This window comes from Nonomuraea sp. NPDC049269 (assembly GCF_043197155.1).
Lineage (GTDB): Bacteria > Actinomycetota > Actinomycetes > Streptosporangiales > Streptosporangiaceae > Nonomuraea.
Genome location: NZ_JBICSO010000003.1, coordinates 707,570 through 732,973 on the forward strand (window position 1 = coordinate 707,570; position 25,404 = coordinate 732,973).

Sequence of the window (25,404 nt, forward strand, 5' to 3'; positions counted from 1 at the left end):
CTCTTTTTCGGCCTATACGAGGCCGCGGCGGCTGGCCTGGGCGCCGGCCTGGAAGCGGGTCTCGGCGTTCAACTGGTCCAGGAGGTGACGCAGGCGGCGGCGGAGACTGCGCGGGCTGGTGCCGAGCTGGCGGGCGATCGCGTCGTCCTTGAGCCCGGCCGCGAGCAGCGTCAGGAGCCGGCGATCCTCGGGGCCGAGCTCCGTCAGGTCCAGCTCCTCGTCGGCGGGTTCCGAGGCCGGGGACGGCTCCTGCCACAGCTCGGGGCGCACCGGCAACGCCTCCCGCCACAGGCGCTCGAACAGCTCCACCAGCGCAACCACCATGGTCGATCCGCTGATCAGCACGCCGCGCGTCAGCGGCGGGTCCATGTGCAGCGGCATGACCGCGCGCCACCGGTCGACGATCGCCATCTTGAACGGCAGCCGGGGCAGGACCCGCGCCTCCTCGCCCGCCTTGATCAGGCTGCCCACCTCGTCGAGCGCCCCCGCGTGATCGAACGCCTCCGGCACGTAGATGGTCCGGTAGCGGACGCCGCTGCGCAGCAGGCCGGTCTGCAGCGGGTTGTGGTAGTCCAGCACGTACGGGGGCCGGTCGAAGGTCAGCACCTCCTCCTTGGCCTCCTGCTGCAGCCGGACATACCACCGGGCCTGCTCCTCCGGGCCCGCAAGGACCTCGAACTGCCCGCCCTCCTCCGAGTCCTGGCCGACGGTACGGAAGGCCGCCTCCAGTTCGTCGGCCGTGTCGGTGAGCCGGTCCAGCTCGCTCTGCAGGTTGCGTACCAGGGAGCGGATCGAGGTTCCCGGGTTCGTCACCGTCCACCGAGGCGAGCGCCCCCACAGGCGGCTGACGAGGCCCTTCGCGCGGAGCCTGCTCAGCGACGTCTGGATGCGGGCCGCGCTCTCCCCGCTCCTCATGACGAGCTCCTGCACCGTGATGCCGGGGCAGGCCAGCACCCCGCGGTAGACCCGCTCGTCGAACGCGCTGACTCCCACGACCTCCAGCGCCCGGCCGTCCTCAAGCATGCCTATGATCGTGGCCACTTCCGGCAGTTGCCGCAATAGGCCACACCAATCACCTTGTCGCCAAAAGTCACAAACAACTAGAAAGCGGTTGTGCTTCAGAGAACCGCCCTCCTGGGCGTCGCGATAACGGCCCTGTTAGCGGCCGCCACTCCGGCCCAGGCAGCACCCACTCCCGCTCCCTCGGCCCAGTCCTCCACCCCAGTTGAGCAGCCCAAGACCATCACCCTCATCACCGGGGACAAGGTCGCCCTCCGCCCGCTCCCCGACAAGCAGACCCAGTTCGACGTCCAGCCCGGCCCCGGCAGGGAGAAGATCACCTTCGTGCATCGCCGGGCCAAGGACGGGCTCAGCATCGTCCCCGTCGACGCGATGCCCCTGCTGGCCGCCGGACGGCTGGACCCCCGGCTGTTCAACGTCACCCGGCTCGCCGCCCTCGGCTACGACGACGCCGCCAGCTCGGCGCTCCCGCTGATCGTGACGTACCCGGACCAAACTGCCGCCGCCACGCTGCGTGTCGCGGGCGGGCGCCCGCTGCCCGCGATCAACGGGATCGCCCAGAGCGAGCCCCGCGCCGCCGCCGGCACGCTCTGGAAGTCCCTGACCGGGCAGGCCAGAGCGGCCGCCGCGCCCGCGAAGATCTGGCTGGACGGCAAGGCCAAGCTGTCCCTCGACGTCAGCGTCCCGCACATCGGCGCGCCCAAGGCCTGGGAGGCCGGTCAGACCGGCAAGGACGTCACGGTCGCGGTGATCGACACCGGCTACGACCCGGACCATCCCGACCTCAAGGGGCTGGTCGCCAAGACCCAGAACTTCACCTCCGAGCCTGACGTCCGCGACCTCAACGGCCACGGCACCCACGTCGCGTCGACGATCGCCGGATCCGGCGCCGCCTCGGGCGGCCGGTACAAGGGCGTCGCCCCCGGCGCCCGGCTGCTGATCGGCAAGGTCTGCCTGCAGAGCGGGGACTGCCCGGACTCGGGCATCATCGAGGCCATGACCTGGGCGGCGGAGAACGGCGCCCGCGTCGCCAACCTCAGTCTCGGGGAGGCCGACACCCCCGGAGACGACCCGGTGGAACAGGCCGTCAACAGCCTGTCGGAGAAGTACGGCACGCTGTTCGTGATCGCGTCGGGCAACGACGGCCCGCAGACGGTCGGCTCGCCGAGCACCGCGGACCGCGCGCTGTCGGTCGGCGCCTCCTTCCGCGACGACGACACGGTCGCGCAGTTCAGCAGCACGGGCCCGCGCGCGAGTGACGCCGCGGTCAAGCCCGACCTGATCGCGCCCGGCGTGGGCATCGTCGCCGCGCGAGCCGCGGGCACCTCCGCCGGCTCCCCGGTCGACGACTCCTACACGACGCTGAGCGGCACGTCCATGGCGACGCCACACGTGGCCGGCGCGGCCGCGATCGTCGCCGGGCAGCACCCCGACTGGAAGGCCGGCCAGATCAAGGCCGCGCTGATGGCCTCCACCGCGCCGGGCGACGAGCTGGGCGCCTACGTCCAGGGCTCCGGCCGCGTGGACGTCGCCCGCGCCATCACCCAGCAGGTCACGACCGAGCCCGCCGCGCTGAGCATGGGCGACATCGAGCTGCCCAGCCCCGCGCCCAAGGAGCAGACGCTCACCTACCGCAACGACGGCGCCGCCGCCGTCCGGCTGGACCTGAGTGTGATCGCCAAGGACGGCAAGGGCGCGACGGTGACGCCGTTCAAACTCGGCGCCACCACCCTGGAGGTGCCCGCGAACGGCACCGCCCAGGTCAAGGTGACCGCCGTGCCGGGCCCGACCGGCCTGTTCAGCGGCACGGTCATCGCCAAGAACGCCGACGTCTCCGTACGCACCGGCATCGGCATGCGGGTCGAGCCGGAGAAGCGCGGGCTCAAGCTGCGCTTCACCGGCACGGACGGGCAGCCCGCCCAGGCCGCCTTCGCCGGGCTGATCGACCTCGACACCGAGGAGCAGCGCAACTACGACATCTCCGGCGGCGCGCTGGACCTCAAGCTGGAGAAGGGCCACCGTTTCACCGTCGTCAGCCTCATGGCCGACCATGACGGCACCCTGGTGATGGCCTCCGACCCGGAGTTCACCCTCGACGCCGACCGTACCGTCACCGCCGACGCCCGCAAGGCCAAGGCGGTGGACGTACGCACGGAGGAACCGACCGCCCGGCTGGCCGTCGGCATGCTCGGCATGCTCCAGCTCATCGACAGCGGTCAGCCGCTCGGCGTGGACGTGGACCTGGGAGGCATGTGGGGCGCGGATCGCGTCGAGGGCATCAAGGCCATCCCGACGACCCGTACGGCGAGCAAGAAGTTCGCGTTCTACCGCTGGACCCAGTGGGCCAAGCCGAAGGCCGACGGGAGCTACGACGACAGCCCGTACTTCTATCACCTGATGAAGGCCGAGCCGCGCATCCCCGCCGACCCCGGCTACCGCCCGCGCCGCCGTGACCTCGCCGAAGTCAGCTCCACCTATGCCACGCAGAACGACGTCAAGTTCGGCGAGCACTTCGCCCTGCCCGTGCTGTACGGGACGGAGCTGGCCTGGATGCCGTACGGCCAGGTGTCGCGGTTCGCGCTCCCGTTCCACCGGACGGAGTACTACACCCCCGGCGACACCGGCTGGTACCCGTCCTTCATCCAGTACCGGACCCCACCGGACGGCTGGAACGACACCGACCAGTTCTTCTTCGGCAAGACCACCGTCTACCGCGCCGGCCAGAAGACCGACGACCGGTGGAACACCGGCGTCTTCGCGGCGGCGCTCAACCCCGGCGGCGACTACACCTGGCGGGAGGAGAACCTGCTGCAGTTCGCGGCCGCCCTGTTCGAGGACGGCACACCCGATCGCATCTCCTACGGCGAGTACGTCGCCCCGCAGGCCAGGCTCTACCGGGACGGCAAGGAGATCTACGCCGCCGACTATCTGCCCGGCACGATCGAGGTGCCCGCGGAGAAGAAGGAGAGCGAGTACCGGTTCACCATGACGGCCGACCGTGTGCCGGCCCAGACCAAGGTGTCCACCCGGGTCAGCGCCGAGTGGCGGTTCAGGTCGAAGACGCCCGAGCCGGGCCGGCGGCAGGTGCTGCCGCTGCTGGCCGTCAAGATCAATCCGGAGCTGGACGACCGCAACCGGGCCGCGGCGGGTCTCATGCGGATCCCGCTGCGCGTCCAGCGTCAGGACGGCTCGCCCGCGCTGAAGCTGCGGACGCTCACCGTGGAGATCTCCTACGACGACGGCCGTACCTGGCTGCCCATGCTGGTGCACCCATCGGCCCAGGGCTCCTGGTCAGCCGAGACCTGGCACCCGATCAGTGCGCGCGGCAAGTTCGCCTCGCTGCGCGTCAAGGCCACCGACACCGGCGGCAACGGCTTCGCCGAGACCGTCACCAGGGCCTACCAGGTCAAGTGACCACCGGGACGCCCCGCCGCGCCTGGACAGGCGCCGCGGGGCGTTCGTCGGCCCTCACAGGCCGTCAGGGTGGCGCCTGGAACCAGGCCGTGACCTTGTTGTACGCCGCGCCGGAGACGGGGTCGCTCGGCAGGTAGATGCGCAACTGGCCGCGGCCACCCAGATGGCCGAACTCGTCGGAGACCGCGCGCATGTGGCCTTCTGGCGTGACCTGGATCGCCGAATCGGCGGCGATGACGACATGGCCGGTGAGTTTGGCGACGGTCGCGGGATGCTGGCCGGTTCCGATGTGACAGTTGGCCAGCAGGATGACGTCGTCCGGCTTCAGCTTCGAGATGTTCAGAAGGAGAGCCGCCATCTGCTTCGCGTCCAGGTCCTGGCCGCCGATCGAGTTGCCCCTTTTCGAGCCGTGCCCGTCCACGTAGAGGGCGCCGTCGATGCGCTGCACCTTGAGTGCGGTGTCGGCCAAGATCATGTCGTGTGGGTGGTTGAGGTCACGCAGCCAGACACCCGCGTCCGTCTCCTTGACGTGCTCGTCGAGGTGATGGGCCAGCTCGGGGGTGAGCGGGGGCTTCATCCGCGGCACCCGCAGCGGCATCGAGTCGGCGCTTTGGCCCTGCGGCACCTGGATGGCGAACACGTGCCGCTCGCCGTACGACTCCTGCACGGCCAGCACCTTCAGCCTGACCCCGGATCTGAACAGCGCGTGGGCGGGCTTGCCCGACAGGTCCCCCACCTCGGCGTACTCGCTCGCCCTGATCGTCAGCCGGACGCTGTCGGGCAGGTCGGTCAACTTCCCGGGGTCGTCGACGCCGTCCAGGATCCCGTGGAAGACGACCTCGTCGCCGGGCCGGACAGCGCTCGGCAACCAGTCATTGGGGACGCGGGCGGAGACGTGGCCCGACGTGGTCGGCTTGGCGGCGAGTTCGGCGTCCGCCCGGTCGAGGGTCGTCTCGGCCCAGGGAACGAGCGAGGGGTCGTCCGCGCGCCCGACGGCCAGTTCGTTCACCTGGCGCAGGTTGACGCCTTCGAGCAGGTGCGGCAGCGCCGGCACCTGGTTGCCGGGCGGCCGCCACGGCGTCTCCCTGAAGTCGGGGACCAGCGGGGAGGGGTCGTGCAGCGGGCCGAGATCGAGCGGGGCGTGCAGGCCCACGCTGTCGATCACGTCGAGGTGGTCATAGTAGGCGTTCATGAGGCCGTACCTCTCGAACTCCGGCCGCAGCGCCTCGTACCTGGCGCGCAGCGCGTCGCTGTCGGCCTCCGTGAGCAGCGGCTTGTCCACCCCTCCGACGTGCTCCATCCGCGGGTTCTCCGACCGCAGCGTTGACGCGCCGTCCTGGATGAGCGAGGCGTACAGCGCGCGCTTGTCCAGTTCGTGCCGGAGCGACGCCGGAACGGCGCGCTCCTCGTCGCTCCAGTGCCACGGGTTGATGCGGTGCTCGTACACGACGGTGGGCGAGGCCCGGTAGTGGCCCTGCACACCGTCCCTGACGGCGTGCGCCGCATGAGCGGATGCCTCGAACTTGTCCGCCCCGGCGACGAACTCGAACTCGTGGCGCAGCGCCGTGGTTCCGTCGTTGAACGTCACCACCTCCGCGACGGCCCCCGTCAACGACACCATGGTGGTCTCGCGGACGCCGGTGGCGAGGGCGGCGCGGAGCCGTTCGCTACCGTACGTCTGGTAGACGGTGCCGTCGGAGGCCTGGTGCACCGCCGGGCCGTCCAATCCGAGCGCGCGCCGGGCCAGCGCCCCAGCCAACGCGTCACTGGCGTGGTAACCGGTCAGCGCAAGCGCCTGCGATCCGTCGCCGAACGTGACGACGCGCCCCAGGTCGGACTCACGCGAGGCCACGATGTCGTCGAGGTTGTCCACCAGCCGCTGTACGGGATCCACGAGAGGGCGTCCCGCGCCCGGCGGGGTGGTGTCCCTGAGGTCGGCGGCCAGGTCGGCGAGCTGCTCGGCCTGGTCGTTGAGCCACTGCGTGGTGATCTCAGGCAGAGTCTCGTCGAGACGGGCATCGAAGATGGAGTCGACGCCGACCGCGTTCTCCGCGATCATCCGCAGGGAGTCGGTGATCCTCTGGTGCGACTCCGCCATGCCCATGCGGGCGAAGTCGAACTTGAGGTCCCTCACGATGATCCGGACCCTGGCGACGTCCTTCGGCGAGAGCGGGTTGGCCGCCCATCCCTCCGGGTGGGTGCCCATCTCGCGGAAGAACAGCCGGCTCATCAGCTTGGCCAAATGGGGCTTGGGCATGAGGGCCGCCTCGCCGGACAGCGCGTCGAGCAAGAGGGGATCGTCCCTGAACAGGGCGCCGAGCAGGCCGGCCAGGACGCCCTCGCCAGTGACCGCGCTGCGGGGCAGGTTCCACTCCTGGCCGCTCCAGCTCATGTGGTTCGGATCGCCGTACACCCATTCGAGCAACAGCCCCGTGTCTCGAACTGGATGCACCGAGGGCATCTTGAGTCCGAGCTCATCGCCGAGCTGGGCGACCAGCACCTTGGCGTCCCTGGCCTTCTTGGTGGGGAAATCGGCCAGCATGGCGTGCGAGCCGTCGGCGAGCGTGACCCTGGCGCTGTCGACCCCGGCGGGCTCCCGTCCGCCCTTCGTCCCTTGGGCGGCCAACTTGCTGAAGTGGTACTGGGATTGCGGCGGGTTGCCCGCCGCCCGGGTCTGGCCCCAGTTGAGCATGCTGTCGATGCGACTGCGGGGCTCTGAGTGCGGTGCGTCGCCGACAGCGGGCTCGAAGCGCTGCCAGTGGCCGTCCAGCGAGCCGCGATATCCCTGCGCGGAGCCGAACGGCATGCCGTTGTCGGCGGCGAGCACGACCCGGCCCGTACGATCGGCCAGGTCCTGCAGTAACACGGCGTCATGGCGGGCGTGCGGCCCGAACACCCGCAGCACGGCGTCCGGCTGGGCCACCAGCCGCGGGTCCTCGCGCAGCACACCGGCCAGGTCGGCGGTGTCGACGCGGATGTCGCGGCCCGGTACGAGGTCGCGCATGGCGGGCGGCAGGTCGGCGGGCAGCCGGCGGAAGCCGCCGACCAGGAAGCCGTCCGAGGTGGCGCGGATGCCCACGTCCACGTGGCCGGGCAGGGGCGGACGGCGTCGCATGTCGCCCGTGACGCTCATGTCAGCGCTTTCCGGGTTGCGGAACCACAGGCCGGACCAGGTCTCCTCCCGGAGGTGGCGAACGAGGAACTGCTGACGCTGCGCGGCTGCCTCTCCAGGGCGGAGCACCGGGTCGTGAGCCGAGTCGGCCCCGTGACGCAACCCGGCCAGGTCGGTCGCGTCCCGCCTGCCCGTGTGAAAGGGCTCGGGATCAGGGCTTCGCGGGTCGGGGCCTCCGTCAGGTTCGGGGTGCGGTGAGCCGTCGCCGCTTGCCCTGCCGAAGTGCGGGTTCCAGCCGGCCCAGTGCGCGTCCGCGGCGCCGACGGCACCCGAGGTGAAGCCCTTGAGCAGGCGTTCCCAATCGAACGGTTGCCCGTCGAACGCCTGCGTGGTCGCGTCGGTCAGACCGCCCGCCGCGCCGGAGGCGAGCATGAAGCCCAGCAGCGACCGCGGCGGCGCCAGCCACGTCGCGCCGGTCAGGAACACACCGTTCAGCGCGCCGGTGCCCAGCGAGGTCAGCGCCTGACCCCAGTCGATCCTGTCGCGCCGGCTCTGGCCGGCCTGCACGCCCAGGTCCATCGCGAGCATCAGGCCGCCGAACAGCGCGATGTTGAACAGCAGCCGCCTGGCCAGCTGCCTGATGATCACCTTGGTGAAGCGGGCGCGCAGTCCCACGGCCGCCATCCCGGCGCTGGCCGTGGCCGGGTTCAGGATGACCGGCACCAGTGTCCACAGCTGGAAGATCAGGAACCCGATCGACAGCTTGATCAGCCGCTTGGTGTACTGGATCTGCACGCCGAGGTCGTTCAGCGCCACCGCCGTTCGAGCGAGGCGGTTCAGCAGGTCGGCCTCGCTGCCGCTGACCCTGGGCATGGCGTGGCTGACGAAGGTCTGGAGCGCCTCGCCGTCCCAGGTGTCCCGATCGGGAATGGGAAGGCCGATGGCATCCGCGACTCGGTAGGCCGCGGCGGCCAGCACGTCGGCCAGCGTGAACAGCTTGGCCTCATCGCCCTGCGGCCAGTCCATGCCGACGGCCCAGCCGATCCACGGCCGCATCCAGCCGGGTATGTCCCCGTCGAGCAGCACCGCCCGTCAGGTCCTGGGATGCTCTGCTGCCCGGTAGTTGACGGCCGTCGCGCCCATCCCGTCGCCGACGCCTTCCAACTGGTCGATGTAGTCGTTGAAGGCGTTGATGATGCCGTCGCGCATGCTGGGGAAGTCCTTCTCCATCTGGGCGCCGTACTGGTCATGCCCCATCGGCCGCCCCGCCGCCACGAACGCCTCACGCACGTCGTGCAGGATGCCCCGGACGCGCTCGGCCTCCTCGGCGGAGGCCTTCCCGTACCGGAAGATTCCCTGCGGCTCCGCCGTGTACCCGGGGACCGTCATGCCTCCTCGCCCTCAAGAATCACCCCAGCATCGTACAACTCACGCCAAAGCCTCATCTTTGCTTCTTGGCCGCCGCCCGCCTGAGTTCGTCGAGGATCTCGAACTCCTCGGCGGTGAGGTCGGCCGCCACGCTCAGGGTGCCGTCCGAGGTGTGCATAGTGATCGGCTCAGGCCGCTCGTCCTGGTCCGGGAGAACCTCGAAAAGCGGAGGCCGCCGGTCGTCCGCGCTCATGTCTCGAACCTACAGGGCGCAGGCGAAAGCGTCACGAACATGTTCGTGCTAGGTTGCCCGCATGATTTCCAGCGACCCTGCCCGGGCACCCGTCAGCCGCCGGGAGCGTCCGGCGAAACCCGCGCTGACCAGGCAGGGGATCATCGACGCCGCACTGATGATCCTGCGTGACGAGGGTCTGGGCAAGGTGACGATGCGGCGCATCGCCACGGCGCTGGACACCGGGCCGGCCTCGCTGTACGTCTATGTCCGCGACACCGAGGATCTGCACGCGCAGATCCTCGACGCGCTGCTGGCGCCGGTCACGGCGGCCCCGCCCGGAGCCGGTCCGTGGCGGGAGCGGTTGAAGGCTCTGCTGACCAGCTACCGCGACGTCCTGTTCGCTCATCCGGAGATCGCCCGGATGGCCCTGTCCACGCAGCCCAGCGGCCCCAACTACCTGGCCTTGGGCGACGCGATCGCGGGCCTGCTCAACGAGGGCGGCGTGCCGGACCGGGCGGCGGCGTGGGGCCTGGACCTGCTGTTGCTCTATCCCACCGCGATCGCCGTCGAGCAGACCAGTCAGAAGTCGGCCACCCGGAAGGCCGATGACCTGACGGCCCTGGCCGCGCAGGTCGCCACCGTGGACGCGGCGCGCTTTCCCCACCTCGCCCGGCTCGGCGACGACCTCGTGTCCGGCGAGGGCCCCGACCGAGCCGAGTGGGCGCTCGACGTCCTCCTCGACGGCATGCTTGCCGCTAGTTCACGCAGTCCTGGGTCTTGAGGCCGAGGGCGAACTGCTCGACCTTGTTCCGCTGGTTGACGCCGAAGTAGTAGTACGCCTTGGGGTTGCCCGGCACGGTGGCGTACCAGCCGCTCTCCTGCTCCTTGACGCTCGGGTAGGCCTTCTTGACCTGGCTGAGAGTGGAGCCGACGCCGACGCCCTTGGGGGTACGCACCCCGCCCCACCCGAAGATGACGGCGACGCCGCGCTTCTTGGAGATGTAAAGCCCGATCTCGTCCTTGGGGTTGGGGTGGGCCTTGTAGTCCCAGCCAGCGCAGTAGCCGGACATCTTGAGCACAACCTTGCCGGTGGCTTTGGCCTGCTTGGCGGTCATCCCCAGCTTGACGCCGCCGTAACCGTACGGGCCGAAGGTGCCCGGCTTGGCGGCGGTGGCTCCCGCCGGGCTCGCGATCACCAGCGCCGCGCTCGTGGCCGCCAGCGCCGCCGCCATCAGTCGAGTCATCTGCATCCCCGTCGCCCCATTTCTTGTAACAGGAGTTGTTATCCCCCTCTCTGATGCCGACCGCAGGCGAAAAGTTCGCCACCAGAGCCGGCGGGCGCCCCCCACATACCCGCCGGACCCCAGCGGCTGGTGATCAGTTTCTGGCCTGCTCCTTGACCATCCCTTCGTCGGAGTCCGCCTTCACGGGCCGGCAAGGCGCGACTGGGCTACCGGCCTTGGCCAGATAGGGGAGGAACACCCAGCGCATCCCCGGGTAGTTACCCGGTCGGAACTCCAGGACCAGCGTCTCTGATGGCCGCATGTAACGCGGGGAGATCACGAAGGTGTCCTGGTTGATCGACACGGCGACGTCTCGGGAGCGCCAGTTGTCCGGCTTGTCGAACTCCTTGCGCTGCTGTTCGGTCATGTTCTGGGTGTTCGGTGGGTCGTAGGCCAGGTCCGCGCCGACGAAACGGCCACGGGCACATTGCTTGCCCGCCTCGGTGAACGTCACGTCGGCGGGGATTCCCACGGCCTTGAGCTTGGCCTCCAGTCCGTCGGGGTCCCGCAGCTCCTTGACCGTCACCTGAATGGTGCCGTCGGAGTTCTCCGTGACCGCGTACGCCGCGTTCGACGGCCCTGAGACCATCGGCGCGGCCACCACCGCGGCCGCCGCGAGGCCCGCGACCGCCACCCCCGCCAGCAGGGGCCGACGCCACGGTGAACGGCCGCGTCGCAGCGCGGGCGGGGTGGCCACGATCTCCGCGAGGAGGTCATGGACGCCCTGGCTCATGGCAGGCTCGGTGCAGGCCGCGGCCGGATCGATGGCGGACACCATACGGTCGAGCTTGTTCATCGTGCCTCTCCTCTCAGCGCGGTCATCACAGTGACCTCGTCCGTCGTGTCGATCAGCCGGGCCAGTCGTTTACGGGCCCGATACAGCCGGAGCCGGGCGGCGGTGCTGCTGCAGCCCAGTACCGTGGCGATCTGCGGGCCGGTCAGCCCCTCCCAGCAGGCCAGCGCGAGCACCTCGCGGTCGGCCTGGTCCAGGGCGGCGAAGGCGGTGCGTACGGCCTCGGTCCGCGGATCGGCGGGCGCCTCGTCCTGGCTGATGGCCAGTTCACCGCGGAGCCGCGAGGCCAGGGCGCTCCTGCGCGACTCCCCGCGCCGGTGATTGGCCAGGACTCGGCGTGCCGCGCCGTACAGCCACAGCACGGTGGCGTCCCCGTCGGGAACGTCGTCCAGCCGCCGCCATGCGGCGAGGAAGGTCTCCGCGATCACGTCGGCGACGTCGTCGGCCGAATCGGTACGGCGCAGCGCGTAGCGATGTACGGCCGGATAGCAATCGAGATAGAGCCGCTCGAAACGATCTCGCGTGTCGGGGGGCACGCGTGGATCCTGCACAGGTGTCTCCTTACCGAAGAATGCCGGAACACCTCACTAGGTGTCCGGCATCTCCGCAAGTGTTTCCCGCCCAGGTCCGTCAGGAGTGGGGCCGTTCGTCCACCACCTGCAGCACCTTCCCGGTACGAGGATGCAGCACCAGCTCCGACGGCCGCACCCATTCGATCGCCAGCGGATGGACGAGCCCTTCCTCCACGCTCTGGGGGTACAGCGTCTTGGCCGCGTACACGGCGTCGATGAGCCGCTGGGTCAGCTCAGGCGGCGGCTCCTCGACGCAGGCCAGCCGGAGCAGCAGGCCGTCCTTGCTGTTCCAGCGGCGCTGCACCATCTGCATCCCCGACATGGCCCGGTCCGGGTCCGCCGCGACGAGGACCGCGCGGATGGCCTCCGTCGACATCGCCACCGTCTCCACCCTGGCGCCCTCGTCCGACCGGCCGACCAGCCGGAACCCCCGGCAGTCCGCGTCGGTCCACTCCGCCAGGTCGCCGACCGGGTAGCGGATGATCGGCATCAGCGTCCTGAACAGGTTGGTGACGACCACCCGGCCCCGTACGCCGGGCACGGTGATCGGTTCACCGGTCGTGTCGTCGATCAGCTCCACCAGGGTCCGGTCGGCGAACGCCTCGTGCACCCGCACGTCGTCGCCCGGCACCGGGCCGCCGACCAGCCCGGCGTCCACCGAGGCGTAGCCGAGCGAGGCGATCCCGGCCCCGGGGAACGCCTTGGCCAGTTGGGGGCGCAGGTCGTCGAAGAGCAGGTCGCCGGCGAACAGCAGCAGCTCCACCGTGTCGGCCACCTGCCCACGGGCGGTCACCGCCGCGGCCACGCTCGCCAGCTTCATCGGCGGGCCCGCCAGCACGTCGACGCCGAAGTAGGCGATCAGGTCGGCGACGGAGTCGTCCGAGGCGTGGCAGGCGATGGGCAGCCGGACGTTCTCCACCGGGGCGTTGTGCAGGGAGTGTTCGATGTAGAGGAAACCGCCGTACATCTCACCGGCCGAGAACAGGTTCGCCACCCGGTGCCCCGGCTTCAGCCCGGCCCGGACCATGCCCGCGCCGAACGCGGTCACCGAGTCGGCGTGCTCCGTGCGGGTCCACGGGGAGAACTTCGGCGCGCCGGTGGTGCCGCCGGAGGTGTACACGCCGGCGTCGGTCAGCGGTCCGGTCAGCAGCCGGTTGTCCGGATAGACGTTCGCGGCCCAGAACGCCTTCTGGTCGACGATCGGCAGCCGGGTGAGGTCGCTGACGCCGTCGGGCAGGTCGCGGTACGCCTCCGCATAGAAGGGCGAGTGGCGACGGGCGAACGCGATCAGGTCACGCAGGGATTTCGCGGGCATGTGTCGCTCCTAGATTCGGCTGTGGGCCAGATTGGGCACCCGGGCCAGCACCCGGCGGCGGTAGAACCACCAGTTGGTCGCCAGGAACACGGCGTAGCCGCCGATGAACACGTACAACGCCAGGTCGATGGACCCGGTCTGCCCGAGCGACATGGCGAACCCGCGCGGGATGAGGAACCCGCCGAACGCGCCGATCGACGAGGCGATGCCGATGGCCGCCGCGGCCTCCCGCCTGGCGCGCAGCCGGGCGTCAGGCTCGCCGTGCTCCGCCTGGGCCGTGAAGATCGCCGGAATCATCCGGTACGTGGACCCGTTGCCGATCCCCGAAGCGGTGAACAGCAGCATGAACGAGCCCAGGAACAGGGGGAACCCGTGCTGCCTGAGCCCGGCGAGCGCGCCGACGACCCCTGCCGCCATGGCCATGAAGGACCACGCGGTGACCCTGGCCCCGCCGTACCTGTCGGCCAGCCACCCGCCGACCGGCCGCGACAGCGAGCCGACCAGGGGACCGAGGAAGGCGAAGTACGGCGACGCGGACTCGGCGAACGTCGCCTTCACGACCAGCGGGAACGCCGCCGAGTAGCCGATGAAGGAGCCGAAGGTGCCGATGTAGAGGAAGGACATGACCCAGGTGTGCGTACGCAGGAACGCCTTCCCCTGGGTGCCGAAGTCCGTCTTCGCCACGGCCAGGTTGTCCATGAAGAAGTACGCGCACAGTGCGGCGGCCACGATCGGCACCACCCACACCAGCCCGGCGTACACCAGGCCGGCCGTCGCCACGAGCGGGATCAGCAACTGCACGACGGCCACCCCGAGGTTGCCGCCGGCCGCGTTCACGCCCAGCGCGAACCCCTTGCGCCGCTCGGGATAGAAGTAGGAGACGTTGGCCATGGAGGAGGCGAAGTTCCCGCCGCCGACCCCGGCCGCCGCCGCGGCGATCAGGAACATCCAGTAAGGATGCGCCGTGTCCGTGACCAGCCAGGCGAGCAGCCCCACCGGTGCCAGGAGCAGCAGCGCGCTGGCCACGTTCCAGTTACGCCCGCCGAAGGCCGAGACCGCGAACGTGTACGGCAGCCGCAGCGTGGACCCCACCAGGTTCGGCACCGCCACCAGCCAGAAGAGCTGGTCGACGGTGAAGGCGAACCCCGCTTTGGGGAGCAGGACGACGATCGCGCTCCAGAGCAGCCAGATCGCGAAGCCGAGATGCTCCACGAAGATGGAGAAGACCAGGTTCCTGGTGGCGACGCGGCGCCCGGTGGCCGCCCAGAAGCCGGGGTCCTCCGGCTCCCAGTGATCGATCCAGCGCCCGGTCCTCCGCTTCTCGTTCATGAATGCTTCCCTTCGCTGGTGGACCCATTGGGCCGGCCGGAGACCATCACGCTCTGGCCGCGGAACTCCGCGACGATCTCACCGGCCGGGCGGCGCACGGTCACGTCGTAGACGCCGTTCCTGCCGTACCTGACGCGCTCCGTGGCCTCGGCCACCAGCTCGTCGCCGGCCGCGGCCGGGCGCAGGAACGTCACCTGAGCGCTGTGCGCCAGCGTGACGTGGCCGTAGGTGTTGCAGGCATAGGCGAACGCGGCGTCGGCCAGCAGGAACAGGTAGCCGCCGTGGGCGATGCCGTGACCGTTCACCATCTCCTCGGTGATCCGCATCCGCAGCCGCGCCCTGCCGGTGGCCACCTCCTCCAGCGCGATGCCGAGCGAGCGGCAGGCCGGGTCCTCGGTGTTCATACCGCGGCTCCGATCCAGGTCCTGGCCAGGGCCTGGACGGCCGAGCCGTCCGGGTCGGCGAGCTTGCCCGCCAGGTACTCGGTCACCCAGGCGCTGGTGGGGACGCGGAACGGCGGCTCGTCCTCGCTCAACGCGCGCACCACCACCTCGGCCACCTCCCACTTGGACTGGCCGGCGCCCTCCCAGCCCGCACCGCCCACCCAGTCGAGGTAGGCGCCGAACGTCCCCGCGTACGGCCCCGAGGCCGCCCGGATGGTCTCCCGATTGATGCCGGGAAAAATCCCGAACTCGGTGTCCGGGACGAAGCCGGGCACGACCACGCTGACCCGCACCCCGTGCGCCGCCGCGACCGGCGCCAGACTCTCCATGAACCCCTCGACGGCAGCCTTCGCCGCCGCGTACGCCTCGTTGAACGGCTGGCCGACGACGCCGTGCACGCTGCCGACGGTCAGCAGGCGGCCACCGGCGGCGCGCAGCAGCGGCATCGCCACCCGGCTCACGGCGACGACGCCGAAGAAGTTCACCTCCAGGTTGGCCCGCAGGGCCTCCATGGTGGACATCTCCATCGTCGGGTCGAAGTTGGACACCCCGGCGTTGTTGACCAGCGCGTCCAGCCGCCCGTACGTCTCCCGCACGCCCTGGAGGCACGAGGCGATGGACGCGGCGTCGGTGACGTCGAGACGGCGGACGTCCAGCGTGACCCCGGCGCGGTCCGCCGCCTCACGCAGCGCGCCGTCCCCGCCCGGGTCACGCATCGTCGCCACCACGGTGCACCCGGCTTGGGCGGCGGTGACCGCGGTCGCCAGGCCGATGCCGGACGACGTACCGGTGATCAGCACGATCATGCCGGGCTCCCCTCGAACTGCTTGGCGCGGTCCAGCAGCGGCTGGATCCCCACCGCGGGCAGGAACGAGAACGCGGCCAGCAGCGTGCCGCCGACCATGACCGCCCTGGCCGCGTCGAGCACGCCCAGGTCACCGGTCAGCAGCGTGACCGCCGTTCCCCCGGCGAGGGCGGCCAGCGGGATCACACCCCAGGTCGCGGTGCGGAACGCCGCGTGCATCACGCCCTGGTTCTCGGCCGTCATCCGCGACTGGCGGATCGGGGCGCTGCAGACGTTGATGCACGACATGAAGAAGCCGTAGCAGCCGAACGTCACGCCGATCACGGGCGCGGCGGGCAGCGCCGGCGCGGCGAGGATGCCCAGCCCGACCAGGCAGTGCAGCAGCAGCCCCCAGGCCATGGTCCGGCCGAGGCCCAGCCGGTCGCTGATCTTGGGCGCGACGAGCGCGCCGAGCACCGCGCCGCCCGCCCCCGCCGACATCGCCGCCCCGAACACGCCCACCGAGATGCCCAGACCCCGGTATGCCAGCACCGGCAGGACCGTGACGAAGATCGGGCCGCCCGAGTTCAGGGTCACGGCGGCGATGACCACCCGGCGCAGCACCGGATCGGCCCAGTTCAGCCGGAACCCCAGCACCAGCCGCGACCACACGGAGCCCTGCTGGACGGCCTTGGTCCCCCAGGGCCGCATGGCGCGGAAGCACGCCGCCGAGACCAGGTAGCTGGCCGCGTCGACGAGCAGCGCGGCCACCCCGAACACGTGGTAGAGGCCCGCGGCGATCGACGGCCCGGCCACCTCGGACACCGTGCTGCTGCCCTCAAGGCGCGAGTACGCCCGCACCAGCTTGTCCTCCGGCACCGTGGTGGGCACGGCGACGAGGTAGCCGACATTGAAGAAGATCGTCGCCCCGCTGATCAGCGCCACGCAGACGAACAGCACCGGCGTCGACAGCATCCCGAACCAGTAGGTCACGGGTATGGCCGCCACCGCCACCAACCGCACGACGTCGCACATCAGCATGGTCAGGCGCTTGTCCCACCGGTCGACCAGCACCCCGGCGACCGGCCCCAGCAGCGGGATGCCGAGGTACTGGGCCATGGCCACGATCCCCACCTCAAGCGCGGTGGCGTGCAGCACGAAGATCATCAAGGTCGGGACCACGAACACCGTGACCCGGTCCCCGACCAGACTCACCGTCTGGCCGCCCCAGTACAGGTTGAACTGCCTGCCCAGGGATCCCGGGAACCTCACGGCTCCTCCCGTACGACGAAGCCGGCGGTCTTGCCGGTGCGCTCATTGCTGATCAGCGCGTCCACGACCTTGACCTGGAAGGCGTGCGGGTCGTGCTGGAAGGCCGTGCTGATCGTGAACGTCGCGGCCATGAGCTCGCCGCGCAGCCGTTCGGGCAGGTCAGGCGGCGCGTCCCGGTCGGTCAGCAGCAGTACGTCCACGGCGGACACCCGGCCCCGCCGCTCGGTGATGAGGATCTGCGCCCGGGTGACGCCCGGCTCGCGCTCCGCCTGGGCGACGATGTCGTCCACGTGCAGCCCCAGGCCGCGTACCTGCACCACCGAGTCCCGGCGGCCCAGCACCCGCAGCGCTCTGTCCTCCCGGCCGCATTCGCACGTCACGAACCGGCCGGCGTCGCCGGTCCGGTAGCGCAGCACCGGGTTGAGCATGTCCGGGTCGAGCGTGGTGAAGTCCAGCAGCTCGTCTGCGTCCGCGTGGACGAGCTGCGCGGGGAGCGGGTGGAAGACGTCCGCCGGGCACTGGGGGGTGTTGGTGCCGACGACCCAGGTCTCCGTGCTGCCGAACATGCCCCAGCGGCGCGCGTCCGGCGCCACCTCGGCCATGTCCTCGTCGAGCTGGGGGTGCCACGCCTCCCCGAGCCAGAGCACCTTGCGCAGCGCGGGCAGGCGCACTCCGGCGGCCCGCGCGTGCGCGAACCACAGCCGCAGCACGCTGGGGGTGCCGCCGATCGCGGTCACCTCCTGGGCGGCGAAGAACGACAGCCAGTCGCCGTACTCCTCCTTCGTCACCGAACCCAGTGCGATGACCCGGCAGCCGGACAGGTCGGCGAAGGCGGCGGCCAGGAAGTGGGCGCCCCACATGCGGCCGGCGCCCCAGGCGTTGACGAAGACGTCGTCGGGCTCCAGCGGCCGCCACTGCTCGTACACGCCGGCCATGTAGAACCCGGTGGGGGCGTAGCCGACCTTGGGCGCGCCGGTGCTTCCGCCGCTCTGGAAGAGCCAGGTGGCGCCCTGCTCGGCCTTGGGCCTCAGGTGCGCCAGCGCCACGTTCAGGTCGTCCTTCACCAGCGCGGGAAGCGCGGCGAGGTCCTCCAGCGTGAGTACCTTCTCGCAGGCGGCGTAGCGCGGCGCGAGCGCGGGCACGCTCCTGAGCCGCTCCAGGGCTCGCCGCGGGACGCGCAGGTGCGGCTCGGCCGCCTCGGGCGACAGGGAGAACGATTCGATCATTTCGTCACCTGACTTTCGGTCAGCCAGCGGGTGTGGGCGTCGCGGTAGGCCGTCCAGCGGGCCCGGGTGACCTCGCGCTGGAGGGTGCGGTGGGGGTCGCCGTAGTCCGGCGCGATCACCCCGTCGGGTTCGAGCTCGGAGAACCAGTACCGCTCGCCGTCGAACAGGAAGTCGACGCAGAAGAAGGGGATGGGCAGCTTCTCGTAGAAGTAGGCCGTCGCCTCGGCCAGCTCGGGCGGGACGGGCGGGAACTCCATCGCGCCGCCCCGGCTGGCGTTGGCCACCGGCGAGCCGGGCTCGGGGATCCGCTTCATCACGGCGTACGGCTCGCCGTCGACGACGTAGACCCGGTAGTCGACCGTGCCGTCGCCCAGGTAGGGCTGGATCACGAGCGTGGTGTCGCCGCCCTGCGCGAGGCTGGCCAGGCCGCGGATCTCCTCGGCGTCGCGGGCCAGATTCACCCCGCCACCGCCGCACCACCCGGACGGCTTGACGATCGCCGGGTAGGTGAGGTTCTCCAGCGCCACTTCGTACAGGTGCTTGCTGGTGTCCCGGCCGGTGCCGATGCGGAGCGTGGGCACCGGCGGAATGGGCGAATCGTGCAGGAGGAGGACCGTGGCCAGCTTGTCGTTGGCGATGGGCGACAGGCCCGGCGGGAACGACAGGTAGAAGCCGGCCTGCTCCAGCACGGCGTACAGCGCGTACTGGTTGAACACGTCCATGGACTGGTAGGGCAGCGAGTACAGCGCGGTGATGAAGAGCGTGTCCTCCGGGGTGACGGGTTCGTCGTCCACGTAGACGCGCGGCTTGCCGGGCTCCAGGCCGTCGACCGTCACCGCGTCGGGGGAATGCCTGCTCCAGCGGAGGCCGAGCTCGGCGGCCACGTCGGCGTAGAGGTCCCAGAAGAAGGGGTGCCACATCGCGGTGCCCCGGGTGGACTCGCGATCGGGGAAGATCCAGCACATGCGGCGCAGCGTGCTCGGGGTCATGGTCGTCCCTCTCCGTCGGCCCACCAGCGGCGGCCCGGCTCGGGCAAGGTGTCGATCGGGTCGTAGAAGGGGAAGCGGCGGTCCTGGTCGGCCGGCTGGAGTCCGATCCCGTGGTTCTGGCTCCAGTACGAGATGCCGCGTTCCCGGTCGTACTCCGCCACCTGGTGCACCCAGCGCTTGCCGACGTAGGGCACGTCGCACACGAGCCGCGGCGTCGCGTAGCCGGGGAGGTAGCCCATGATGGCTTCCTGCAGCCGCTGCGCCTGGTGGACCGGGATCCGCCAGTGCTCCGCGTTGGGGATCAGGTCGCAGAGGTAGAAGTAGTAGGGCAGGATGCCGGCTTCGCCCTGCAGGGCGAAGCACAGGTCCAGCAGGTCGTCCGGGGTCGTGTTCACGCCGCGCAGGAGCACGCCCTGGTTGCGCACGTCCCGCACACCCGCGTCGAGCATGGCCCGGGCCGCCTCGGCGACCAGTGGCGTCACCGACCGCACGTGGTTGGCGTGGGTGTGTATGGCCAGGTTCACCCCGCGGGCGCGGGCGATGGCGGCCACCCGGCCCATCCCCTCGACCACGCCGGGCTGGAGCCAGTGCTGGGGCAGGCCGATCAGCGCCTTGGTGGCCAGGCGGATGTCCCGTACGGACTCCAGTTCGAGCAGCCGCACCAGGAACGCCTCCAGCCGCGGCCATGGCAGATTGGCCACGTCGCCGCCGGAGACCACCACGTCGCGTACGCCGGGTGTGCGCTTGAGGTAGTCCAGCATCAGCTCCTGCCGGTCCACGGGTTTGAGCGCGAGCCGGGCCTTGACGACCTGCGGGGTCGAGGTGCCGACCAGGTCCATCCGGGTGCAGTGGCCGCAGTACTGCGGGCAGGTGGACAGCAGCTCGGCCAGCACCTTGGTCGGATAGCGGTGGGTCAGCCCCTCCACCACCCACATCTCGGCCTCGTGCAGCGAGTCGCGGCGCGCGCGTGGATGGCTGGGCCAGACCGGATGCCGGTCGGAACTGACCGGCATCAGGTAGCGGCGGACCGGGTCCGCCAGGAACGCCCGTGTGAAGGCGGCCGGATCGCTCGCGGCGTCCGGCGCCATCACGTTGAGCAGCTGGGGCGTGATCAGCATGGACATGGTCGCGAACCGGGCCCGGTCGGCCGCCAGGTCGGCGTAGAAGGACTCCTGGAGCAGGTCGCCGACCACCACGCGCAACTGCCCGGCGTGCTGCACGCAGTGGGCGCGCTGCCACTGGGCATCGCGCCACTGCGCGTCGGTGACGCCGCGCCAGCCCGGCAGCCGTCGCCAGTCCGGCTCGACGAGCGGACGGCGCACATAGGTGTACGGGTGGCGGGCGGCGTTCATCTGATGGTTCATCCGGTGAACAGCACCGCGTGGCGGGTGCGGAGCTCGCGCTTGAGCACCTTGCCGGTGGGGCCGAGCGGATAGTCCTCGTCGGTCCGCGCGACGACGACCGCGGCGAGCGTGGCCAGACCGGCGTCGGCGAGGGCCTTGTTCGCCTTCTCCCGCACCTCGTCGGCGGTGACGTCGGCGGCGTCGGCCTGCGGCCGCACCACCGCGATCGGACGCTGCCCCTCCCCCGCCGCGCCGGGCACGCCGACGACCGAGCAGTCCTGGACGAGGTCGGCGCAGTCGGCGATGAGGATCTCCTCGATGGGCAGGCTGTAGACCGGCCCGGCCGCGGTGTCGATGACATCCACGGTGCGGTCGAGGTGGTAGAAGTTGCCCTCGCTGTCCCTGCGCGCCACGTCGCCGGTCAGCCAGTAGCCGTTGAGCTCGAAGCTGCGGGTCAGCCTCGGGTCGTTCCAGTAGCCCGGCGTGCGCGAGGGTGTGATCACGGCCAGCAGGCCGACGGTCCCGTCCGGCAGCTCCGCGCCGTTCTCGTCCAGCACCGCGGCCTTGATCACCGCGTCCTGCGCCTTGCCCACGCACCGGTCGTCGCGCGGGGTCTCCGGCGCGGTCACCTGGCCGAAGAGCGCCATCCCCATCTCCGAGGAGCCGAGCCCGTCGACGAACTGGGAGCCGGGCAGCGGTTCGCCGGCGGCGGCGCCCTCCGGGAGCAGCCACGACTTGATCAGCCCGGCGGGCCGCTCGCCGAGCTGGACCAGCCGCCTGATGTGCCCGTAGTGGGCGCTGTCTCCGGTGTTGAACCAGGAGTGGACCTTCGCCGCGGCCTTGACCGGGAGCTCGCCGGTGGCCAGCTCCACGAACGTCCGCGGGAACGAGGCCACCATGGTCGGCTGGAAGGCCTCCATCACCGGCTCCACGACCGTGCGCCGCCAGTCCGCCATGACCACGGTCGGCAGTCCGAGCAGCACCGCCGTGAGGAAGTAGCTGAGCCCGCCGGCGTGGGTGTGCGGCATGAGCGACATCAGCCGGTCGTACGGCTCGGCGGGGAAGCGCACCATCCGCGCCTGCTTGCCGTCCCAGAAACTGCGATGCCCGAGCGTCGTCGACTTCGGGGTGCCGGTGGTGCCGGAGGAGTGGATCAACGCCACGATGTCGTCCGGAGCGTGCCGGTAGGGGTACTCGTCCGGCAGCCGGCCGGACTCGGCGTCGTAGGCCCGTACCTCCGCGGCCAGGGCGATGAACCGGGGCCTGGTCTGCGGGGCGTTGCGGTAGGCCAGTAACAGCCTGGTCGTGTCGTCGGCGACGATGCCGACGACGCCCACGTGGTCGAGGTAGCGGACCATGACGTCGGCGCGCATCGCGTCGTTGATCATCGTCGGGATGGCGCCGAGCGCCGTGAGTGCCAGGAAGTGGAGCAGCGGTTCGAGCCCTTCCGCCACCACGATTCCCACCGGCTCGCCGGGCCGTACTCCGTTGGCCCAGTACCACTTGGCGTACCGGTCGCGCAGCGCCGCGAGGTCGACCAGGCTGTGGCCGCGCAGCACCACCCGGCCGCGGTGGTCGTTGTGGTGGCTGTAGACGAACGGGACCGCCCGGTTCGGGTTGGCCGCCAGAGCGTGGTCGAGGAAGTTGCCGGCGCCCAGCTCGGGCTCGGTCATGAATCCCTGCCGTACGGCAAGGGGGGCGATGGACGTGCTGTCAGTCATGGATGTTCCTCCATCGGTACATCGCGTTGATCTCCGCGGCCACCCGGTGTCCCGATCGGATGGCGCCTTCCATCAGGCCGAAGAACTCCGTGCTCGTCTCGGTGCCGGCCCAGTGCACCCGTTGGTGGGGAACCGCGAGTCGCGGGCCGAGCCGGGACCAGTCCCCCGGCCCGAACAGCGCCGCGTAGCAGCCCCGGCTGTACTCCTCGTGGACCCAGTCGGTGACGTGGCAGCCGATCGGCTCGGGCAACCCGGGGAACAGCCGCGCGGCCTGGGCGAACGCCTGCTCGCGCTGCTCGGCGGCGGGCAGCGCCGCGTACCTGTGCGCCTCCCTGCCGGTCACGAACCCGGTCAGCACGCCCACCCCGCCGTCCACGGGCGAGTCGTCCACGGTGGACAGCAAGGGCCCCCGCGCGTTGACCGACCAGCCGGACAACCCCCGCTCCCGCCAGGCCGGCGCCGGGTACACCAGGTGGACCTTCACCGCGCAGCCGGGCACCGTGCGGGCCCCTGAGCGGGGCGCCGCCGGGCCGGGCCGGTAGTCGATCGTGTCGGCGAGCGGCGGCGGCACCGCGACGACCGCGGCGCGGGCCCGTACCGATCCGGTCGCGGCGACGACGGTCACGCCGTCGCCGTCCTGATGGATCGCGCGCACCGGCTCGCCGAGCCGTACCCGGTCGCCCAGCCCGGCGGCCAGCCGCCCGCACACCTGGTGCGCGCCGCCGTCGATCCTGCTCTCCTGCGCGCCGCCCGCGAAGGCGTTCAGGTAGCGGATCCCGCCGCCCGAGCGGAGGTAGAACGCCATGTGCAGGACGGACACGTCCGCCGGGTCCGCGGCCATCATCTCGCCGAGGAACAGCGGGAAGAACAGCCGCGCGTCCGGGTGGCGCAGGTGCTCGCGCGCCCACTCCGCCGCGGTCAGCCGGTCCAGCCGGGCGGCGTCCGCGGACAGCCAGGGGGCGTCCGCGCGTACGCCGCGGTCCAGTTCGTCCAGGGCGTCGAACAGCTCACCGAGCGCGACCGCGGACAGCGGCGGGAACCGGCCGGCCCGGGTCCGGCCGTCGCCGCCTAGTGCGAACCGGCTGGCGCCGGTCATGGTGGTAGGGGTGGTCTTCAGGTCCAGCTCGGCCAGCAGGGCGGTCAGCGCGGTGTGCCGGTCTCCCAGGTACGCGGCGCCGGCGTCCACCCAGGCGCCCGGGGCGACCTCGATGCCGTGCGTACGGCCGCCGACCCGCTCACGCGCCTCGAAGACGGTGACCTCGACGCCGCGTGCCGCGAGGTCGGCGGCGGCGGTGAGCCCGGCCAGGCCGGCGCCCACGACGACGACGCTCATACCTGGCTCGCTATCTTCTTGACCAGGGCGCTCGGAGTCGGCGCGTCGAGGAAGTCGTCGAAATCCAGTTCAACGCCGCTGGCCCGGGCGACCGCGCTCAGGACACGGGTGGCGAGCAGCGAATCCCCGCCCATTACGAAAAAGTCTGAGTCCGCGCTGACTTCCGGGTTTTCCAGCACCCGCCGAAATACATCCGAGACGGCATTGACATTCACGGAATGGTCTCCCTCAAACGGTGGCGGACGCGTATCTCCGATGCGAACCGGCCCGGTCGACTTTTCCGCTCGCCGTGTAGACGAGTTCGGGGACGACGGTGATCCGGCTGGGCACGAGATGGCACGGGACGCGGTCCCGCAGGTAGTCGCGGACGTCGGTGGCCAGTGCCGGGTCGGCGGCGGTGGACGGGCCGGGGACGATGTAGGCGGCGAGCGTCGTGTGGTCGGCGACGGTGACCCCCGCCACGGCCACGGCGCCCACCCGCGGATGACCGGAGATCTGCGCCTCGACCTCGCCCGGATCGACCCGGATGCCGCGGATCTTGAGCTCGTGGTCGAGCCGGCCTTCGTACACGAGCACGCCGTCGGCGGCCTGGCCGTCGGTGGCCGGGCTGTCGGCGGCCAGGCTGACCCGGTCGCCGGTGCGGAAGTAGCGCTCGGGGCCGAGCTCGACGAACCGCTCCGCTGTCGCCTCCGGCAGGCCCCGGTAGCCCAGCGCCAGTGACGGCCCCCCGACCAGCAGTTCGCCGTCCTCGCTGAGGTGCTGCCGGACGTGCGGCAGGGGGCGCCCGATCGGCACCCGCTCCCCCGCTCCCCCGGCCGCCAGCGGGCCGTGCAGGTCTATGGCGTGGGTGATGAGCGTGGTCTCCGTACACCCGTAGGTGTTGACCAGGCGGATCCCGTCGGTGCCGAGCGCGCGCCAGTCGGCCAGCCGCGCCGGGCTCACGGCCTCCCCGCCGATGACGACCAGCCGGACGCACGCGGGCAGCGTGGCCCGCTCGTCCACCAGGTGGCGCACCAGCTCGTGCCAGAACGCCGACGGCAGGTCCAGCACGGTGATCCGCTCGGCGTCGATCATGCGCAGCACGCGGTGGAACGATCCCGAGTGGGCGTGGTCGTGGAAGACGAGCGTCGCGCCCGTGGTGAGCGTGGGCAGGATCTCCTCGAAGCAGGTGTCCCAGTTCAGCGACGCGAACTGGAGGACGCGGTCGGCGGGGGTGAGGGCGAACAGGTCTCGCAGCGCGCGGGTCGCGGTGGTGATGGCCCGCCTGGGGGTCACCACGGGCTTGGGCGCGCCGGTGGAACCGGACGTGAACAGGATGTACGCCGGATCTTCCCCGGCGACGACAGCGTCCGCGTCCGTCTCCGGCGTATGGGCGGCTTCGGCGAGGTTGGGGAATTTGGGGAGGTCGACCAGGCGCACGCCGGGCTCGGCGGGCTCAGTCGCTATCACTGTCGTGCAGCAGCTCGCCGACATCAGCGCCCGCCGCCTCGGCCACGGGTGCGCCGGATCGATGGGTACGTACGTTCCGCCTGCCGCCAGCGTGCCGAGCAGGCCGGCCACCGTCGCCGGCGACCGTGATGCCATCACCCCGACCACCCCGGGACGCGGTCCCAGCCGCCGGGCGGTCGCGTGCACCCACGCGTGGAGTTCGGTGTAGGTAACGATCCGGCCGTTGTGCGTGATCGCCGGGCGGTCTGGATAACGGCTGACCGCGCCGGCGAAGTCCTTCATCAGGTCGGTCATCAGGTCGTGCGGATAAGACAAGGTTGCCTCTTTCCGAGATGCTCCGGTGAGCACCGCGTACTTTCATCCCATGGTCATTCGAGTGCGAATGAACCCCCGAGAACGCGTT

At 71.0% G+C, this 25,404-nt stretch carries 21 protein-coding genes; 2 read left to right on the forward strand and 19 right to left on the reverse strand.

What is annotated here, in order from left to right; translation table 11 throughout:
- Positions 1 to 12 precede the first annotated feature (12 nt).
- A complete protein-coding gene (locus tag ACGFNP_RS20900; RefSeq protein ID WP_393320814.1) occupies positions 13 to 1,023 on the reverse strand; it encodes a TrmB family transcriptional regulator in 1,011 nt (336 codons plus the stop codon).
- A 90-nt stretch (positions 1,024 to 1,113) separates the two neighbouring features.
- Here ACGFNP_RS20900 and ACGFNP_RS20905 point away from each other — a divergent pair, with 90 nt between their 5' ends.
- Positions 1,114 to 4,434: a S8 family serine peptidase gene (locus ACGFNP_RS20905; RefSeq protein WP_393320817.1), complete on the forward strand. Its 3,321-nt coding sequence runs from the start codon at positions 1,114 to 1,116 to the stop codon at positions 4,432 to 4,434.
- A gap of 64 nt (positions 4,435 to 4,498) precedes the next feature.
- On the opposite strand, the gene ACGFNP_RS20910 is transcribed toward ACGFNP_RS20905, so the two are convergent.
- Genes ACGFNP_RS20910 through ACGFNP_RS20920 form a run of 3 tightly spaced genes read right to left on the reverse strand, consistent with a single transcriptional unit; the run spans position 4,499 to position 9,167 of the window.
- Entirely contained in the window at positions 4,499 to 8,632 is a 4,134-nt protein-coding gene (locus tag ACGFNP_RS20910; protein WP_393320820.1) for a hypothetical protein, read from the reverse strand.
- Between the two features lie 6 nt (positions 8,633 to 8,638).
- Complete coding sequence (locus tag ACGFNP_RS20915; protein WP_393320823.1) at positions 8,639 to 8,935, reverse strand: hypothetical protein; 297 nt, start codon at positions 8,933 to 8,935, stop codon at positions 8,639 to 8,641.
- Positions 8,936 to 8,987: 52 nt separating this feature from the next.
- A complete protein-coding gene (locus ACGFNP_RS20920) occupies positions 8,988 to 9,167 on the reverse strand; it encodes a hypothetical protein (protein ID WP_393320826.1) in 180 nt (59 codons plus the stop codon).
- A gap of 61 nt (positions 9,168 to 9,228) precedes the next feature.
- Between ACGFNP_RS20920 and ACGFNP_RS20925 the strand changes: the two genes are divergently transcribed.
- The gene (locus ACGFNP_RS20925) at positions 9,229 to 9,930 is read left to right on the forward strand and encodes a TetR/AcrR family transcriptional regulator (RefSeq protein WP_358316015.1); all 702 of its coding nucleotides are present in this window, start codon (positions 9,229 to 9,231) and stop codon (positions 9,928 to 9,930) included.
- Here the strand turns inward: ACGFNP_RS20925 and ACGFNP_RS20930 are convergent.
- The 15 genes from ACGFNP_RS20930 to ACGFNP_RS21000 all read right to left on the reverse strand — a co-directional run bounded on the left by ACGFNP_RS20930 (position 9,905) and on the right by ACGFNP_RS21000 (position 25,316).
- Positions 9,905 to 10,393 (reverse strand): hypothetical protein, encoded by a 489-nt coding sequence (locus ACGFNP_RS20930; RefSeq protein ID WP_358316013.1) that lies wholly within the window; start codon positions 10,391 to 10,393, stop codon positions 9,905 to 9,907. The genes ACGFNP_RS20925 and ACGFNP_RS20930 overlap by 26 nt on opposite strands.
- Positions 10,394 to 10,526: 133 nt before the next feature.
- Positions 10,527 to 11,228 (reverse strand): hypothetical protein, encoded by a 702-nt coding sequence (locus tag ACGFNP_RS20935; RefSeq protein WP_393320831.1) that lies wholly within the window; start codon positions 11,226 to 11,228, stop codon positions 10,527 to 10,529.
- Entirely contained in the window at positions 11,225 to 11,776 is a 552-nt protein-coding gene (locus ACGFNP_RS20940) for an RNA polymerase sigma factor (protein WP_358316010.1), read from the reverse strand. The genes ACGFNP_RS20935 and ACGFNP_RS20940 overlap by 4 nt, the downstream gene beginning before the upstream one ends.
- Positions 11,777 to 11,855: 79 nt before the next feature.
- Positions 11,856 to 13,112, reverse strand: coding sequence for a hypothetical protein (locus ACGFNP_RS20945; RefSeq protein WP_393320835.1), 1,257 nt, complete (start codon positions 13,110 to 13,112; stop codon positions 11,856 to 11,858).
- Between the two features lie 9 nt (positions 13,113 to 13,121).
- Positions 13,122 to 14,441: a nitrate/nitrite transporter gene (locus ACGFNP_RS20950; RefSeq protein ID WP_358316006.1), complete on the reverse strand. Its 1,320-nt coding sequence runs from the start codon at positions 14,439 to 14,441 to the stop codon at positions 13,122 to 13,124.
- A complete protein-coding gene (gene paaI, locus ACGFNP_RS20955; RefSeq protein WP_358316004.1) occupies positions 14,438 to 14,845 on the reverse strand; it encodes a hydroxyphenylacetyl-CoA thioesterase PaaI in 408 nt (135 codons plus the stop codon). Before paaI ends, ACGFNP_RS20950 begins: the two co-directional genes overlap by 4 nt.
- Positions 14,842 to 15,690 (reverse strand): SDR family NAD(P)-dependent oxidoreductase, encoded by an 849-nt coding sequence (locus ACGFNP_RS20960; RefSeq protein WP_393320839.1) that lies wholly within the window; start codon positions 15,688 to 15,690, stop codon positions 14,842 to 14,844. The genes paaI and ACGFNP_RS20960 overlap by 4 nt, the downstream gene beginning before the upstream one ends.
- Positions 15,687 to 16,940, reverse strand: a complete 1,254-nt coding sequence (locus ACGFNP_RS20965; RefSeq protein WP_393320842.1) for an MFS transporter — start codon at positions 16,938 to 16,940, stop codon at positions 15,687 to 15,689. The genes ACGFNP_RS20960 and ACGFNP_RS20965 overlap by 4 nt, the downstream gene beginning before the upstream one ends.
- A complete protein-coding gene (locus ACGFNP_RS20970; RefSeq protein WP_358315999.1) occupies positions 16,937 to 18,166 on the reverse strand; it encodes an AMP-binding protein in 1,230 nt (409 codons plus the stop codon). Before ACGFNP_RS20970 ends, ACGFNP_RS20965 begins: the two co-directional genes overlap by 4 nt.
- A complete protein-coding gene (locus ACGFNP_RS20975; RefSeq protein WP_358315997.1) occupies positions 18,163 to 19,155 on the reverse strand; it encodes a hypothetical protein in 993 nt (330 codons plus the stop codon). Before ACGFNP_RS20975 ends, ACGFNP_RS20970 begins: the two co-directional genes overlap by 4 nt.
- Positions 19,152 to 20,519, reverse strand: coding sequence for a lysine 2,3-aminomutase (locus ACGFNP_RS20980; protein ID WP_358315995.1), 1,368 nt, complete (start codon positions 20,517 to 20,519; stop codon positions 19,152 to 19,154). Before ACGFNP_RS20980 ends, ACGFNP_RS20975 begins: the two co-directional genes overlap by 4 nt.
- Positions 20,516 to 22,219, reverse strand: coding sequence for a class I adenylate-forming enzyme family protein (locus ACGFNP_RS20985; protein ID WP_393320847.1), 1,704 nt, complete (start codon positions 22,217 to 22,219; stop codon positions 20,516 to 20,518). The genes ACGFNP_RS20980 and ACGFNP_RS20985 overlap by 4 nt, the downstream gene beginning before the upstream one ends.
- Positions 22,212 to 23,552: a flavin monoamine oxidase family protein gene (locus ACGFNP_RS20990; protein WP_393320850.1), complete on the reverse strand. Its 1,341-nt coding sequence runs from the start codon at positions 23,550 to 23,552 to the stop codon at positions 22,212 to 22,214. The genes ACGFNP_RS20985 and ACGFNP_RS20990 overlap by 8 nt, the downstream gene beginning before the upstream one ends.
- Positions 23,549 to 23,767, reverse strand: a complete 219-nt coding sequence (locus tag ACGFNP_RS20995) for an acyl carrier protein (protein ID WP_358315989.1) — start codon at positions 23,765 to 23,767, stop codon at positions 23,549 to 23,551. Before ACGFNP_RS20995 ends, ACGFNP_RS20990 begins: the two co-directional genes overlap by 4 nt.
- A 13-nt stretch (positions 23,768 to 23,780) precedes the next feature.
- Positions 23,781 to 25,316 (reverse strand): amino acid adenylation domain-containing protein, encoded by a 1,536-nt coding sequence (locus ACGFNP_RS21000; protein ID WP_393320854.1) that lies wholly within the window; start codon positions 25,314 to 25,316, stop codon positions 23,781 to 23,783.
- Positions 25,317 to 25,404 lie beyond the last annotated feature (88 nt).